This is a genomic window from Nanhaiella sioensis (genome assembly GCF_046557775.1).
GTDB lineage: Bacteria > Bacillota > Bacilli > Bacillales > SM2101 > Nanhaiella > Nanhaiella sioensis.
This window is the reverse complement of the sequence record NZ_JBKAEG010000001.1, coordinates 2,705,856-2,720,260: the sequence shown is the minus strand read 5'-3', so window position 1 is coordinate 2,720,260 and position 14,405 is coordinate 2,705,856. Positions and strand designations below refer to the sequence as shown.

At 32.2% G+C, this 14,405-nt stretch carries 12 protein-coding genes; 4 read left to right on the top strand and 8 right to left on the bottom strand.

The window, feature by feature from the left end:
* Positions 1-282: 282 nt before the first annotated feature.
* Entirely contained in the window at positions 283-1,215 is a 933-nt protein-coding gene (locus V1503_RS12520; RefSeq protein ID WP_410627336.1) for a serine hydrolase domain-containing protein, read from the bottom strand.
* Positions 1,216-1,946: 731 nt separating this feature from the next.
* On the opposite strand from V1503_RS12520, the gene V1503_RS12515 reads away from it, so the two are divergent.
* Entirely contained in the window at positions 1,947-2,138 is a 192-nt protein-coding gene (locus V1503_RS12515; RefSeq protein ID WP_410627334.1) for a YbxH family protein, read from the top strand.
* A 284-nt stretch (positions 2,139-2,422) separates the two neighbouring features.
* Here the strand turns inward: V1503_RS12515 and V1503_RS12510 are convergent, their stop codons facing one another.
* From V1503_RS12510 to V1503_RS12495, 4 genes are all read right to left on the bottom strand, one after another.
* Entirely contained in the window at positions 2,423-2,755 is a 333-nt protein-coding gene (locus V1503_RS12510) for a hypothetical protein (protein ID WP_410627332.1), read from the bottom strand.
* 291 nt (positions 2,756-3,046) lie between these two features.
* The gene (locus V1503_RS12505) at positions 3,047-3,400 is read right to left on the bottom strand and encodes an AraC family transcriptional regulator (RefSeq protein WP_410627330.1); all 354 of its coding nucleotides are present in this window, start codon (positions 3,398-3,400) and stop codon (positions 3,047-3,049) included.
* A gap of 697 nt (positions 3,401-4,097) precedes the next feature.
* Complete coding sequence (locus tag V1503_RS12500; RefSeq protein WP_410627328.1) at positions 4,098-5,099, bottom strand: phosphotransferase enzyme family protein; 1,002 nt, start codon at positions 5,097-5,099, stop codon at positions 4,098-4,100.
* Between the two features lie 158 nt (positions 5,100-5,257).
* Positions 5,258-5,524 (bottom strand): CD3324 family protein, encoded by a 267-nt coding sequence (locus tag V1503_RS12495; protein ID WP_320211261.1) that lies wholly within the window; start codon positions 5,522-5,524, stop codon positions 5,258-5,260.
* Positions 5,525-6,293: 769 nt separating this feature from the next.
* Between V1503_RS12495 and V1503_RS12490 the strand changes: the two genes are divergently transcribed.
* On the top strand, positions 6,294-6,647 hold the full coding sequence (locus V1503_RS12490) for a hypothetical protein (protein WP_214483657.1): 354 nt from the start codon (positions 6,294-6,296) through the stop codon (positions 6,645-6,647).
* Between the two features lie 839 nt (positions 6,648-7,486).
* Here V1503_RS12490 and V1503_RS12485 read toward each other — a convergent pair.
* Positions 7,487-7,828, bottom strand: a complete 342-nt coding sequence (locus tag V1503_RS12485; RefSeq protein ID WP_214483656.1) for a cupin domain-containing protein — start codon at positions 7,826-7,828, stop codon at positions 7,487-7,489.
* A gap of 263 nt (positions 7,829-8,091) precedes the next feature.
* A complete protein-coding gene (locus tag V1503_RS12480; protein WP_214483655.1) occupies positions 8,092-9,327 on the bottom strand; it encodes a tetratricopeptide repeat protein in 1,236 nt (411 codons plus the stop codon).
* 289 nt (positions 9,328-9,616) lie between these two features.
* On the opposite strand from V1503_RS12480, the gene V1503_RS12475 reads away from it, so the two are divergent.
* Entirely contained in the window at positions 9,617-10,804 is a 1,188-nt protein-coding gene (locus V1503_RS12475) for an MFS transporter (protein ID WP_410627324.1), read from the top strand.
* Positions 10,805-11,357: 553 nt separating this feature from the next.
* Positions 11,358-12,155: an alpha/beta hydrolase family protein gene (locus V1503_RS12470; protein ID WP_410627322.1), complete on the top strand. Its 798-nt coding sequence runs from the start codon at positions 11,358-11,360 to the stop codon at positions 12,153-12,155.
* A gap of 397 nt (positions 12,156-12,552) precedes the next feature.
* Here the strand turns inward: V1503_RS12470 and V1503_RS12465 are convergent, their stop codons facing one another.
* The gene (locus V1503_RS12465) at positions 12,553-13,794 is read right to left on the bottom strand and encodes an MFS transporter (protein WP_410627320.1); all 1,242 of its coding nucleotides are present in this window, start codon (positions 13,792-13,794) and stop codon (positions 12,553-12,555) included.
* Between the last annotated feature and the right edge of the window lie 611 nt (positions 13,795-14,405).

Below are 14,405 nucleotides of genomic sequence, written 5' to 3'. Positions count from 1 at the left end.
CTTTGTGTAAGATAACAAGGGGATAAATTAATTTTACAATAGATTCAAACAAGCCTTATAAGTTAAAGATCTTTATTAAATCACCAGGTTATGGACTCCTTTAAAAAGCCAGGTTGTTGAATAATATCTTCATGTAATCCAATAGTAAGCTAAGTCTACCTTAGAACTAAGCGATTTATTAATCATTGTTTTTCATAATGATATTTGTAGAATGAAGGGCCGTTCTCCGTTGCGTATATAAGTAGTCAGGTATTCATGCAATCTATTTAGACTTCATTTACTTCAAATTTTATTGTCTAACACGATATTACGAATAATTTTCATTGGCTTGAAACTATCATCATACGTCTCACTAGCTATTGTAACTACAAGATTTTTTGGTGGAGAAATAATAATATATTGCCCTCCAAAACCTAGTGCGAAGTAAAAAGTATTATCATATGAAAATTCCTGTTCCTCGTCTAATTTATTCACCCACCAGTGCATCCCATAATGTCCTATGTAATCATATGTACATAAGTGTGGAGTTGTAGCTTCTTTTATCCACTGTGAGGATACGATTTTCTTTCCATTAAACGTACCATTTTGCAACACTAATAGCCCAATCTTCGACATGTCTTCAATTTTCAAAATAAGTCCGTCCGCACCTTTGTTAATTTTCATTTTATCAGCATACCAATGGTATTGTTGAATTCCTAACGGTTTAAATAAATTTTTATTAGCGAAATCCTCTGTTTTCATCTTTGTTACTTTTTGTATTATTGCTGATAAAACGTGGGAACAACCTGAATTATAGTTCATATGTTTTCCAGGATAGTGTACCATTGGGCGGTCAATTACAAACTTAACAATATCGTTATGATATGTCATTGGAGCAAAACAATTCCATTCACCAAACTCTGGGAAATGCAGTCCATCGGACATAGTTAATAGATGATGTATGGTTATGTCCATTTTTCTCTTGTCTTCCTGAGCTTCAAAAAGTTCAGGAAAAAATTGATATACAGGTAAATGTATTGAATCTAAGTATCCTTTATCTAGCGCAATACCCATCAAGATAGATATGACACTTTTTGTACATGAGTTTATTTTATGAAGTTTCTCCTTTTGTTTTTTGTTTTTATAATATTCATATATATTCTTTCCCTCATGAGTAATGTAAACGGCGTTTATTTTCTTCTTCCTCAATTCCTTATTTAATTGATCTCGATTCATTTTCCAAAACTCCTTTACCTTTACAAAGAAATCATTGTGAATGATGTTTTCTTTTCTATTTATGTCTTTGTGTGTACAAAATAAAAAAAGACCAGCTATGGTCTTTTTAGTTATTTCTAGTATTAAAGAGATGTGTTTCACAATACATAATACTAGATCGCAATACTTTAGTTTATTTGTAAACTAAAGTAAATCCATCTTAACAAAAAGCCATAGAGAGCCTCTCTATGGCTTACACATGCAAAAAAGATTAATACAAAATTTCCGTTAGAGGGCTTTCAAAGTACTTTATTAAATTCGTTGAAGTAAGTTTTATGTTTACCATTTTGAAGAGCCTCCTTATCAATTCTAATAATTTACATGATATTGTATTTTATGGAATTTGTAAACCAATTTTATAGAAAATTCAAATTTTTATTTATGCTATTCAATGAATTCTCTCATTTCTTTATTAAAGGAATTAGATCAACCTAATTCCTTTTTCGGTAAGTTAATTTAACAAATTCCAATATATAGACTCATCCATAGAGAAAAGCGCCGTATTGCTTTATTTGAAAAACTCACTATTCTAATGTGATCACAGATTTAATCAATTAGTTATTTGTTTTAAAGTTCTAGTTGGCATTTTTGATTAACTAAGAATGGACAGAAAAATTTGAGATTATTAACTTATCATGCGTGCAATAATAAATGCAGAGGTTAACTTACATTTAAGGAGCTGGTTATGACAAATGGGTGCAATAGACCGGAATGGATATAGATTTGAACCTGAATATAGTTTAATTGAGAAAAATGGAGCAATTCACGTATATAACAAGGGCGAACTTGTTGATGAAGTGACATTTTCCTTTTCTGGTAAATATCCAGAGCTTGATCAAATTGAACAGCTTGTTGATGAATATTGTGAAGAGCGGGGAATTTGATTACCTTCATTCTTTCTTCTACCTTGCGTCTCACTTGCCCAATTCATTAAGAAAAGCGCATTTCTTTCTCTAGAAATGCGCTATGTAGTGGGATCGAATCTCTGGCACTATTACATTATTTAGCTATAAGATTACGGATCAAAGAATTGATTTTATTTTCTCGTTATTTTCGAGCATTACGGTCTATGGTCATTCCTTAATTGGATGTCATATCGGTTTATAATGTAATACATACTATGTACTTGGCACCTGTGTATCCAATCATTAAGAATGGTTACATGACTTTAAAATGCATATTGATACAAACCATAATAAAGAGGAATACTGATTAATACTCCAAAAATACTTTCTATAATTGATAGTTTTTTTATATAACCTGGAGGAAAAACGATTCCTGTTATCCCCCATATTAATGCACATACAAATATTATCATCCAAATAAAAGGAGTTAACATTTGAACATTGTACACATAACCGAATAACCCGATAAAAGTGATAATGTGCATTACTAAATCAAGTTTTTTCCTTTTTGTTTTAAGCTTCTCCACGTATAAAAAAACAATCAATGAAGCTGCTAGAAAGATCAAATAAATTGACCACATTACTGTAGCAAACATACTTTCCTCCATGATATGAATAGTTTGCTCAATCTTATAATATTAAAATTGAATTGTCATTAGTAAATTTTTGGTAGAGAAAGCATATATTAATCTACAAAACAAACGCTTAAAAATGACACAATACTTACTTCTTTGACGGTTGAAGGCTTAACTATAGAAATAATATAGAAGCTAAAATAAATTCATGCTAACTTCTTTAATGGCAAACGCTAATCTCTATTTTAGATTAGCGCCAGATTGTTAGTAAGCATCCATCATATTTCCATACCTAATGTGCTTCTTTTGTAACTAGCTGATGGGTATATAGATTTCTACTTCTTCACCGTTTTCTACAGGATGATAAGTTTCTATTATGTATGAACCTTGTTTATTATGATACCCTTGTTCTTTAGCCCATTCTCCTAATTTAGAATGAAGTTCACCGACTTCCATGATACTCCCTCTCGTTACAACGAATTCATCCTTTACTTCAATATATTCCATGTCTGAAGGAAGTTCTGATATAGAATCCGACACAATAATTCCTACATAATATTCTCCTTCAAGATGGTCATCGCCCTTTTTAGGCTCAAAGAGAGCGATCTCTGTTCCAATGTGGTTCGAGATTTCGTCTACCCTACTCATAAATTTCTGAGCATTCATCGGTACTTCATTTCCAAAGTTTTTAATTTTTCTTTATTTTTCATTCCGACAATTTTAAATGTTTTTTCAAGCTTTTTAAATTCCATATTTTCTCCCTCTGATTATATAATTTTAGAGTCCATTTACTGGTAGTAGGTAATAATAGGTTTTTATTACCATATGTATATCCTAAACCTTGAAGTTAGTTTAATGTCAAATATTTTTTTCATATATTTTTTAAAAATCTATTTGTCTTTAAAAATAATAAGGTAACTTCTGTTAACGAACGAACCCTGCACTTAAACAAACTCCTAATAATAAAAAGAGCACAAATCTTTATTTTAGATTTGCACTATATTGTAGAATATCATTATATTTTTCAAAACATGTCATTTTACCAATGTGATAATCTCTACCCTATGATAAAGAAATCATTAAACATAATATAAATACAATACTCGATAAAGGTGTCATTACGTATCTTTCTCTTATACTTCTGAATATTAGCTTTCCTACTGTATTTAAATAAACTGTTATTACTCAAAATAAAATATTTGTAGGTGAAAATTAAATATATTCTGCAAGTCAGAATGCTGTAAAAATACATTTCCCATAAAGTGTAGCCGATCCATTTTTTGATTTATATAGGAATTGGTTGTTATAGAAATAAAAACCAATCAACTACATATTACAAAGAGATCATTCCTGTATAATGTATTTATAAGTTAATGTTATATCTCACCAAGAAATCTTTCACTCTAGATATATTTCTTTCTATAAAATTTGTTGGATTTTCACTAACCTCTAATATATAATTCAGGAAACTTACTCTTCTAGCTGTCATAAATAGATCTAGCTCATAGTCAGTTACATCAGGCAAATCACGGATCTTTCTATAGCCCTTAAAATAAAGTTTTTTCACTTCGTCAAAATTTTGAGATTTATTATACTTGTAGTAATACAACATAATTGATAAATCGTGTATTGGTAAACCAAGCATAGAATCTGCAAAATCAATAATGTGCATTTGTTCATTTTGCACCTTAATATTAGATGGATTTAGATCACCATGTATTAATTGAATGTCTTTGATATTATTTTTATAGTAAGACGATAATTTATTATTTAAATAAGGGATAATACCGTCCATTATTTGATAGTATTCCTTTGACAAAAATTTCTGAAACTCTTCTTGCTTATATATTGCTTGTTCTCCCTTAAAATAAAACACTTCATCCCACATTTTTGGGGCAAGCTCTGTAGGGACCGAAATCCCGTATGTTGCGTTATGCAAATGAGCAGTTAGCTCACCTAATTGTACAAACCGCTTATCATTTTCATTTTCCTCTAGCTCTTCACCGTCCAACCAACTATATACAGCAACATGTTTCGGTGTAGAAGTATAATCAGATGTAATAACTTGTAATTTTTCACCATCTTTAGCAGGGATCATTCTTGGTGCTGAAATGTGGTTTGTTTTATTTACAATGTCCATAAAAAATATTTCAGTAAGGTTATCTTCAAGAGAGCTATATTCATCTTCAAAAATTTTTAACACATATACGTCACCCAAGCTATCTATAACCTTGTATAGAAAGTTGGTCTCTTCACTCAAAAATTCTAATCGCTTAACTTGTAGATGATATCTTTCTATCGAAAGTTCTGCTACCTTTTGTAAAGCTTCTTTTCTTGATAATGGGCTACTTTGTTCGTATGCCATACTTTAATACACCCTTTCACATTGCAGCTTTTCTCATGGTTCTTACTATTAAGACTAATTGATGATTAACCACAAATAAATAGCAAGAATCATTAGTAATCAAGGTCACCATAAAAAAACTGAGCATCTATTTTGCTAGATGATCAGTTCTAATGTCATTAATTCTTTGTATAAATTATTTTTTTTACAGTTTCAGTTGAAAGGAAATATTGTTCAGCTAATTGATAAACAGTCTTCCCGTTTTTAAAATCATTTTTCATAGAAGTATTTCTTTCATTGATTTTTTGCCTTCCACCAGAACATGTACCCCATTTTTGAAAATTATTCTTCGTCTTAGGGATATATATTGTTTCCCCTTGAACATATTGTTGAAGTTCTTTTAGAAGTTTTTCAGGTAGAATTTTGTTTGCATTTATATAACTCATTTCTGCAGCCCCTTATTCGTAATTAATTACTATAAATAAGGTGCAAAGCCATATATCAGAAATGGAAATACAAAGCAGCAGTGATTTTATTCTTCACTTCATGCGAAGTATTAATTTCTAATACAAGACTTTGCATGAGTAATTTCCAAATTTGCGAACGAAATAATTATCATAATAATGCCCCTTCCCAAGTTAGACTATTATATTATTTTATCAGAATTTTTAAACTTTAAAAACTAGTAATGAACACAATTTAAATTTCCACATTTCCCATAAACCTTTAGGGGGTCAGAAATATGTTAGATGATGATGACTAGATCTATTTAAACTTTACTAGAACTAACTATATAAGACTAAGAGCATTTTATTTATATTTTATCCTTCAAAAATGATGAAAAGCACTAACCTTTGTTACAGATTTACGCCATTTTGTTGAATAAATAACATTTAATTAGTAAACAGAATACTGGCTCATCTTCTCATCACCATTATCACAGAATTAGTACAATATTATATGTATCTTCTTTTTCAGCGATAGGACAATTAATTTATAAATACTATCCCATTCAAAATAAAAACACTGGAACTTTAAATTTTTTAAAGTCTACAGTTCTCATTTTTTAGTAACCACAATTTATATTAAGTTTCATATTTTACTATGTACTTGTGTATTTTTTTGGTAAATACCATAATTTAGGATTTTTCGTCCAAGCTAAAAAGAAGTTATAGCATACACTATAGTAGTTTCTATTAAGGAGGTGTATTAATATTGTCTTTTTGTGTTCGTCTTAAGGAACCAATCGCCGCAGAAGTCGGTGTTCAAGAGTTTATTCAAGTATGCGCTTTTTCAACTACTGATTTAGAAAGGGACACAAAAGTTTTAGTAGCTTTAGGAGATCCCGATCAAGTAGATGATATAAACTTTGTGTTTAGCGAGGGCTCACCAATTGAATTTAACGAAGTAGGTGTTCATGTTTTTGATGATGTAATCTTAAACACATGCGCTAACATTCTTGGAACTTTCAATAAAACAGGAGAATATTTATTTCAAGTGGCATTACTTGATCAAAATACTAATGATATATTAGATTTTGAAGCTGCAACTGTAAAAGTATTTAGCTAGAAATTAAAAGCGCTATGAGCACAGGCTGATTAACACAATATCACTTGTGTTTCATAGCTTGCGAATTAACCAATCCTATTTTCCATATCTTTATTATAACAAGTATTGAAAAGAGGTGGCTTTATTTGACGAGGACGGTGATTGATGTGAAAAATTGCAACGATACCTGTTGGTATTGTTGCAAAAATTTTGTACAGCTTGACGTCTTTTCGCCAGATGGAAAACTTGCTTATGTCATGAACAATGACGATACAACTGTGTCTGTGTAACAACACATAGCGTTATTGCAACTGTGCAAGTTGGGGGTAGTCCACGTTTTATGGCCATCTCTCCTGATGGAAAACTCGCTTATGTCATGAACAATGACGATACAACTGTGTCTGTGTAACAACACATAGCGTTATTGCAACTGTGCAAGTTGGGGGTAGTCCACGTTTTATGGCCATCTCTCCTGATGGAAAACTCGCTTATATCACAATGATCTCTGGAACTGTATCTGTCATTGAAATGAAAACGCATAGCATGATCTCTATCATTCAAATAGCGGGCGGCGTTTAAGGTATTGTCGCCTTTACGCCTGATAGGAAACTTGCTTATGTCGTTGAATCATCTTAAACATAGTTGACAAATTGTCCATTGTGGTTACTACAGTATCTGATTTACGCAATATTGTTCAAAACATACAGAAAGTCGTTATTCAGTATCATTTCTGAATAGCGCCATATAGTATTATGAAGTCAGCCAGTAACTTTTCTAGTTGACCTATTTTTATTAGGTATTATTCTGAATGTAGTCTGGATACCCTTAACCACATTCTTGCGTCAAATTGTTCAATAAATTTAATCTACCAAAAACCTATCACCTTTACTTGATGGTTGGGAAATCAACATAAACTCAACTTCATTATTTGACCTGTTACACATTTGGTGGGGTACCAAAGGAGGAACTTCAATTCCCTCTTGAGGATTTAAGGTTATCTCTTTACCATCTACCTTAATAGTTGCTATTCCTGATAAGACAAAGAAGAATTGGTGTGATTGTTGATGGTAATGATTTGATTCAGATGTATTAGCTGGCATACGTTCATGAATAACACTTAAATTTTGATTTTTCACTAAGTGCCACCCTTCAACGATATCTCCCAATATGTAATGTTCAGCATTGTTTTTGCTTATTTTCATTTTCTGAACCCCCTATCAATAAAAATCTTAGCTTTTCCAATACATAAATAACTTCAATTAAAAAGTTCGGTTCACTTTCTAAAAATTCCTGCTCTTATTCAAGAAAAAGACGCTTATCTTTTAGATTAGCGCCAGGTTGTGGAATAACATTTTCATGTACTCCAATAGTAAGCTAAGCTTATCTTAGTACTATTCGACTCATTAATCACTATGTTTACTATAAGGTGACGCTAATTCGCCCACCTGAAACTATGGATTCATTTTTAGACATTAATAAATTCTTTATGCTTTGCCTCAAGTACACCTTTTTCTTCCCACTTATCTAAAAATGATTTAAAGAAACCTTCTGTATGATGATTAAGTTTTTTGGCAAAATTATACCCATTAATTCCAGCTGATATGTTGTATGAGTCTAATTTTAACGTCTTAACAAAAGCATCAATAGCCTCTTCTTCTCTTTTTAACGTACCTAAACAATGCCCAATCATATACTGGGTGAATATTAACCTTGGAAGACCAACATGTAGAGATTTTTCAAACATTTCTAATGCTTTCTCAACCTGATTAGATGCTAAAAAGACCTCTGCTACCTCATGATACGAAATACTCCAATTCGGATCTAATCTTAGAAGGTTTCGACCTGCTTTTTCAGCTGCCTGCAGATTTTTGGATACATATAAATGCTCCTTTAATTCGGATTCATAAATAGTTTTGATGGCATCTGATTTACGATATTCCTGCCAGCTATTTTTAGGAACAGCTAAATTAGCAAAGTATAAAGATTTTTCCATTTCTTTTCTTGTTTCGTTTATTAGTAAATCCTCTGCTGGAATCATTGCATAAGCACGATAAAATTGTGATAAAGCAATATGCTCTTTAAAATCTCTTCCTTCTCCTAAACTATCGGCAGTTTTTAAACCATACTCAACAAACCAATTAAAAAGTTTCTCTCCAATGCTCTTAGCCTTTAGCTTCCACACAATCGCATTTGAGCAAACCATCAAAATTTGTGATTCTGGTAATGTGTGTACTTCGAATAATTCCATCATCTTTGTAAATTCTTTTTCATGTTGATTTTGATTTTGTCGATTCTGCAAAATAAATTTTAAAAAATAGTATTGAATTTTATTTTGTACAACTAAATCATCGATATTGATTGAAGAAAAAATAGAAATGGCTAAATCATAGCGCGCTATGTATGTTAAACGGTAGGATAAAATTAATTTTTCTATAGACGATAACGATGACATATTGCTTATATTATCTTTTATATCACGCATAAATCCACTAGTTTCATAGTCTAATTTTAGAATTTTTTCTAAGGGTAACTCTGTTACTCGAGACACCTCAACTAATGTAGAGGGCTCCAATACTTGTCCCAAATGAAAAGGTATTTCATGTTCTATTGTTCTACAAACACCCTGTGTCCAAAGTGAAGATATATTATCAACCTCTTTTAAATGTAGGATAGCTGATAAAAAAGCATTATCATTTTCCATTGTTATTATCCTCCCTTTCCTATTAAACTCTTATCTAATAAAAAAGCGATAGTGAATTCTCAGAGAGAATTCACTATCTTAGTAGCTTATGCAGGGAAAAGTGCAGATAGACGATCAACTACAGGACTCTCAAATGTCATCATGGAAAATCACCCCTTTTATGTAACTTATTAACATTATAAACCAGATTAATTTTTTTGTCAAACAATTACAAAAATATTATTTATTTCTAAAATTGGAAAATTTATACTTTTTTGTGTTATAATTAATTTTGGAGGGTGATTAATTTATGAATAAACTATGGACAAAAGACTTTATCTTTCTTTCTCTTAGTAACCTGTTTATGTTTGGAAGCTTTTATATGCTTTTACCCACATTACCATTATTTATAGTCGATTCTTTACAAGGAGAAGAAAAGCATGTAGGGCTAATTATTGGTCTTTTTTCGGCAGCACAAATCTTTTCGCGACCCTTAACTGGTAGATGGCTTGATTATTACAGTAGAAAACATGTATTCTTGTTGGCTAGGATTTTATTTGCTCTTTGTATGTTCTTCTATTTAGGAATTGCTAGTCTGTTTGTTTTTTTTCTTTTGCGTTTCGTGCATGGTTTTGGTTTTGGAATGGCTACAACTGCTTCAGGAACAATAGCTTCTGATATTATTCCTCAAGAGAGAAGAGCCGAAGGTATGGGATATTATAGTACCTTTGCAAGCATTGCCATGATTGTTGGTCCATTTTTGGGACTAGTATTATTACAGGCTTATGATTTCTATACGATGTTTCTTATTTGTACATTATTATCGATAACGAGTTTTGTATTAGGCTACTTTATCAAAGTTTCTAAGACAGAAAAATCAAAGGAACGTTCGAAAAAGAAATTTAAATTAACTAATTTCTTCGAATACAAAGTAGTTCCGATATCAATTGTATCTGGTCTTATGTATGTCCTATATGGTGGAATTGTGTCCTTCATCTCCCTATACGCTAAAGAACGTGGTAATGTTGATTTAGCTGGTTATTTTCTAGGGATTTTATCTATAGCTTTAATTTTCGCACGTCCACTATCGGGAAAAGTATCGGATAAGTATGGTTCCCATCTGGTAGTTTTTCCAGGCTTTATATTAGCTATCATAGGTGTATTACTGTTAAGTCAAACTCAAACTGTCCTCACCTTTAATATATCAGCAGCACTTATAGGGATAAGCTTTGGGTTAATGCTACCTAGTTTGCATGCTACAATGCTTGAGTTAGTTCCCGCTGAAAGACGAGGAACTGCAACAGCTACATACTTTATGGGAAACGACATAGGTATTGCATCTGGATCATTCATTCTTGGTTTTATTGCTAATTATCTTGGATATGCCATGATGTACTTATCATCAACTCTTTTCATAGTACTGAGTTTCCTTTCATATCTCACTGTTTTACACAAGAAAAGACTGGAACAAAAACAGGAAACATCATTATCATCATGAAATGTGATTTATATTTTAAATTGTTATTTACCTCTTAGAACGTTACTTTTAAGTAACGTTCTTTTTATTTGGCAAAAGGGAAATACAGGAATACAGTTATGATATCAAAATGAAACGCAGCATGATTTTACCCTGAGCATTATTCAGATGAAATTTGTAGTATATATCCTCCCATTTACACATAGTTTCATGGATAAACATAAATATATTTATGTTTATAGTGAATTACAACTAAGATGACACTCATTAGCTTAAAGCTCCTACTTCCATAAAAAAATGAAGTCTACAACTCTTTAATAATTCATTTCTATAACAATGCAAAAAGGACTGATTTCAGTCCTATTTAAGCTAAATTTCTATAATGTTATGGAAAGTATTTTTCCTCTTGTTTATTAAACTAATAACTAAAAAGGTGTATAGTAGTAGAACTGAAGCATCTGTAGACGATAACCACAAAGTTGACCAACGGCTTTCTTAATATAACTTTGTTTCGAATAAAAACTATGTTTTAATAAAATTGAAATCAATCATCAACAATTGAGGTGAAAGAAGCATGGAAAAAATATTTTACGGAACAAACCAAAATCAATTTGGTGAACTACTTCTTCCTGAAGGTGAAGGGCCTCATCCTGTCGCCATTGTCATTCACGGTGGATTCTGGCGAAAACGAGTCACGCTTGAGAGAATGAGAAAGGCTGCTCAGGATTTAACAGCAAGCGGGATCGCAACATGGAACATTGAATACCGTCGCACAGGCCAAGAAGGTGGAGGTTGGCCCGGTACATTAATTGATGTTGCGAATGCGAGTGACTACATACGTACCCTTGCAAAATCTTATCCACTCGACCTGAATAAAGTTGTGACAATCGGTCACTCCGCTGGTGGTCATCTCGCAACCTGGATTGCTGCACGCCATAGTATTGCAAAGGATAGCGAGCTTTTCATCGAAGACCCTATCTCTATTCTCGGTACTGTTAGCCTTGCTGGAGTGAACGACCTTGAAATGATGCATGGTGTGCATCATTATCGTGACAAGGTGCTATCTCGCGAACCAGATAATCCAACAGCTGAATTAATTGGGGGATCGCCAGAGGAATATCCAACGCGTTACAAACATGCTTCTCCTGTTGAACTTCTTCCAATCGGTGTCCACCAGACACTTATTCATGGTGCACTTGATATCCACGTACCGATCGGAATTAGTGATCACTTTCACCGTGAAGCAGAAAGGGCAGGAGATAGTGTAAAATATGTTAACCTTCTTACTGCAGAACATCTCATGTTGACAAATACTACCTCTCCCGCATGGCCAACAGTCAAAGAAGAGGTTCTGTTACTAGTCAACAATTAATTGAGTCACAGTGTATGGTGCCAGTTAGGATATTACATAGTGCCAAATTCCAGCAGGTATCATAATGACGGAGTTATCATAAATGCTTCTTTGAGAGCTTAAATTGTTTCTATCCATAGAAGGTTCATACCTAATTAGAAAAATACTGACTACTAGGTATGATCCTTTTATCACTTTTTAACAAACAGATTGAAATGATCCATTCTAAAAACTCTTAAAATGTATTTTTAAAATTTTCCTAACTAACTAGACAAATTTTCATTCAATGTCTTGTCCTCTTAATTTGAATAAAGGCACATCTTTTTCAAAATGTGCTCCATATTGCTTAACAAAAAGTTATTCAATTTGCTCACTCTGATACCTGTTTGCTACCAATTATTTAAAACCCTTCTTAAATTTATACCAATTTCCACAAAGGTGATTTACGAACCCATAGAAAAATTAATAGACTAAACATACAAGCAAGTAAAAATACTAGCGAAGGATTATACCACTCTGCAATCCAGCCTGATGCAATAATTGCGATAGGCATACCAATCTTAAACATTGAACCTGTAATCCCGCTAATCCTTCCAATTAGTTCATGTGGCGTCGTTTCTTGGCGATATGACCAAATACAAATTGATGAGATCGTTCCAAATAATCCGTATAAAAACAAACTGAATCCTAATATCCAAATGTTATTTGCAATAAATAACATAAAGTATGTTAAACCTGATAATAATGTTGTCATTCCGAGAATCACACCAACCGCCATTTTATTGCGAATCCACGTAACAACACTACTCCCTACCAATCCTCCAAGGCCAGCACATGATAAGACGATTCCCAATTGTGAACTATTTAGCTGTAATACATCCTTAGCAAAAAAGATAATCATTGTATCTACCATTCCCGAAGTGGAGTTAGTAAAGATAACTAGAATGGTGATCATCCAGAGTGGCCTATTATTTCTAAGTTCTTTCCAGCCTTCTTTTAATCCTTCACGAAAATTTGTATCCCTCTCTATTTCAGCTTCGTTTGAATCCAATAACATGAGTAGGAAGAATGCAACGGTAAAAGCAATTGCTGTAATAAGTAAACCGATATGCAAATTAGAAAAAAATAATATTAAACCTGTTATTGCAGGGCCCATTATCCCAATAAATGTAGTAATAAATGCAAATGATGCGTTAGCAGGAGTTAATAACTCTGTTGGTAATACTTGCTTAATTATACTTGCCCTTGCATTAAAATAAGCGTAACTACAAGTCATCAACATGAATCCAGCACTGTAGAAAACGATTAAGTTCTCAAACCCAATTTGGATGAGCATAAATAACAGAAAAAGCACAACAATTTGTAAAAAGATCGCCCATAAAGACCACCTTTTTTTATTGACACGATCAACGATAACACCAATAAACATTGCCAATAATAGATTAGGAAGAAATTCAATAGCCCTCATTGTGGACATTGCTACTGAGGATGCTGTTAAAGTGTATAATATCAACGGAAGCGCTAATTCATAAACCTTACTTCCAAAAGCAATAATTGATCCAGTGATGAAAAGAATAACAAAATTTTTATTCATCCATAGTGATGAATGTTCGTTCTTTTGTCGAATAGATATGTTTTCTTTTGGTTTAGGTAGATTCATAATCTTCCCCTTTCTACTGTTATTTATTGGCTGTTTTCGCATAGATTGATCTTTTTTGTACTAATAAATAAACACAAATACAACTAGATTTCGTAGCATTTTTTCTATACAAAGATGATTTATGAGTCAATGACACCTTCTTCTAATTTAGGAGCTATTATCAACAAAGTTTACGAAAAGAGCCTATTTATTAGTTTAAACTCAATTAAGATGAAAGAAAGCTGAAAGAATTATATTGTTTTTTCACCTTTTATCTCGTGTCAACTGGTTGGTTTAACTAACCAACAGTGGGGAATGAAGAAGAAACTGCACTGTTGGGAGCTTCAATTAGTTTGAACAGCCATCTATGAATAGCTTGATTTTGTGTTAGTTAAAGTATTCTATTACTTTATTGTTTCTAAAAAATCCCTACTCCATATAGAGTAAGGCTTATCTGTCAATCAATTATTTGTAAAAATTTCTCAGCACCTTTATTACTAACATTTGTATATTCCATCGTCACACGCTTGACCCGTAAGAATGGAACTCAATGTAATTCTAGTACCCACTATTGAATTTTCAAAGTAATAATATTGATTTCATACGTATTCCCATGTACGCCCCAAGGATAT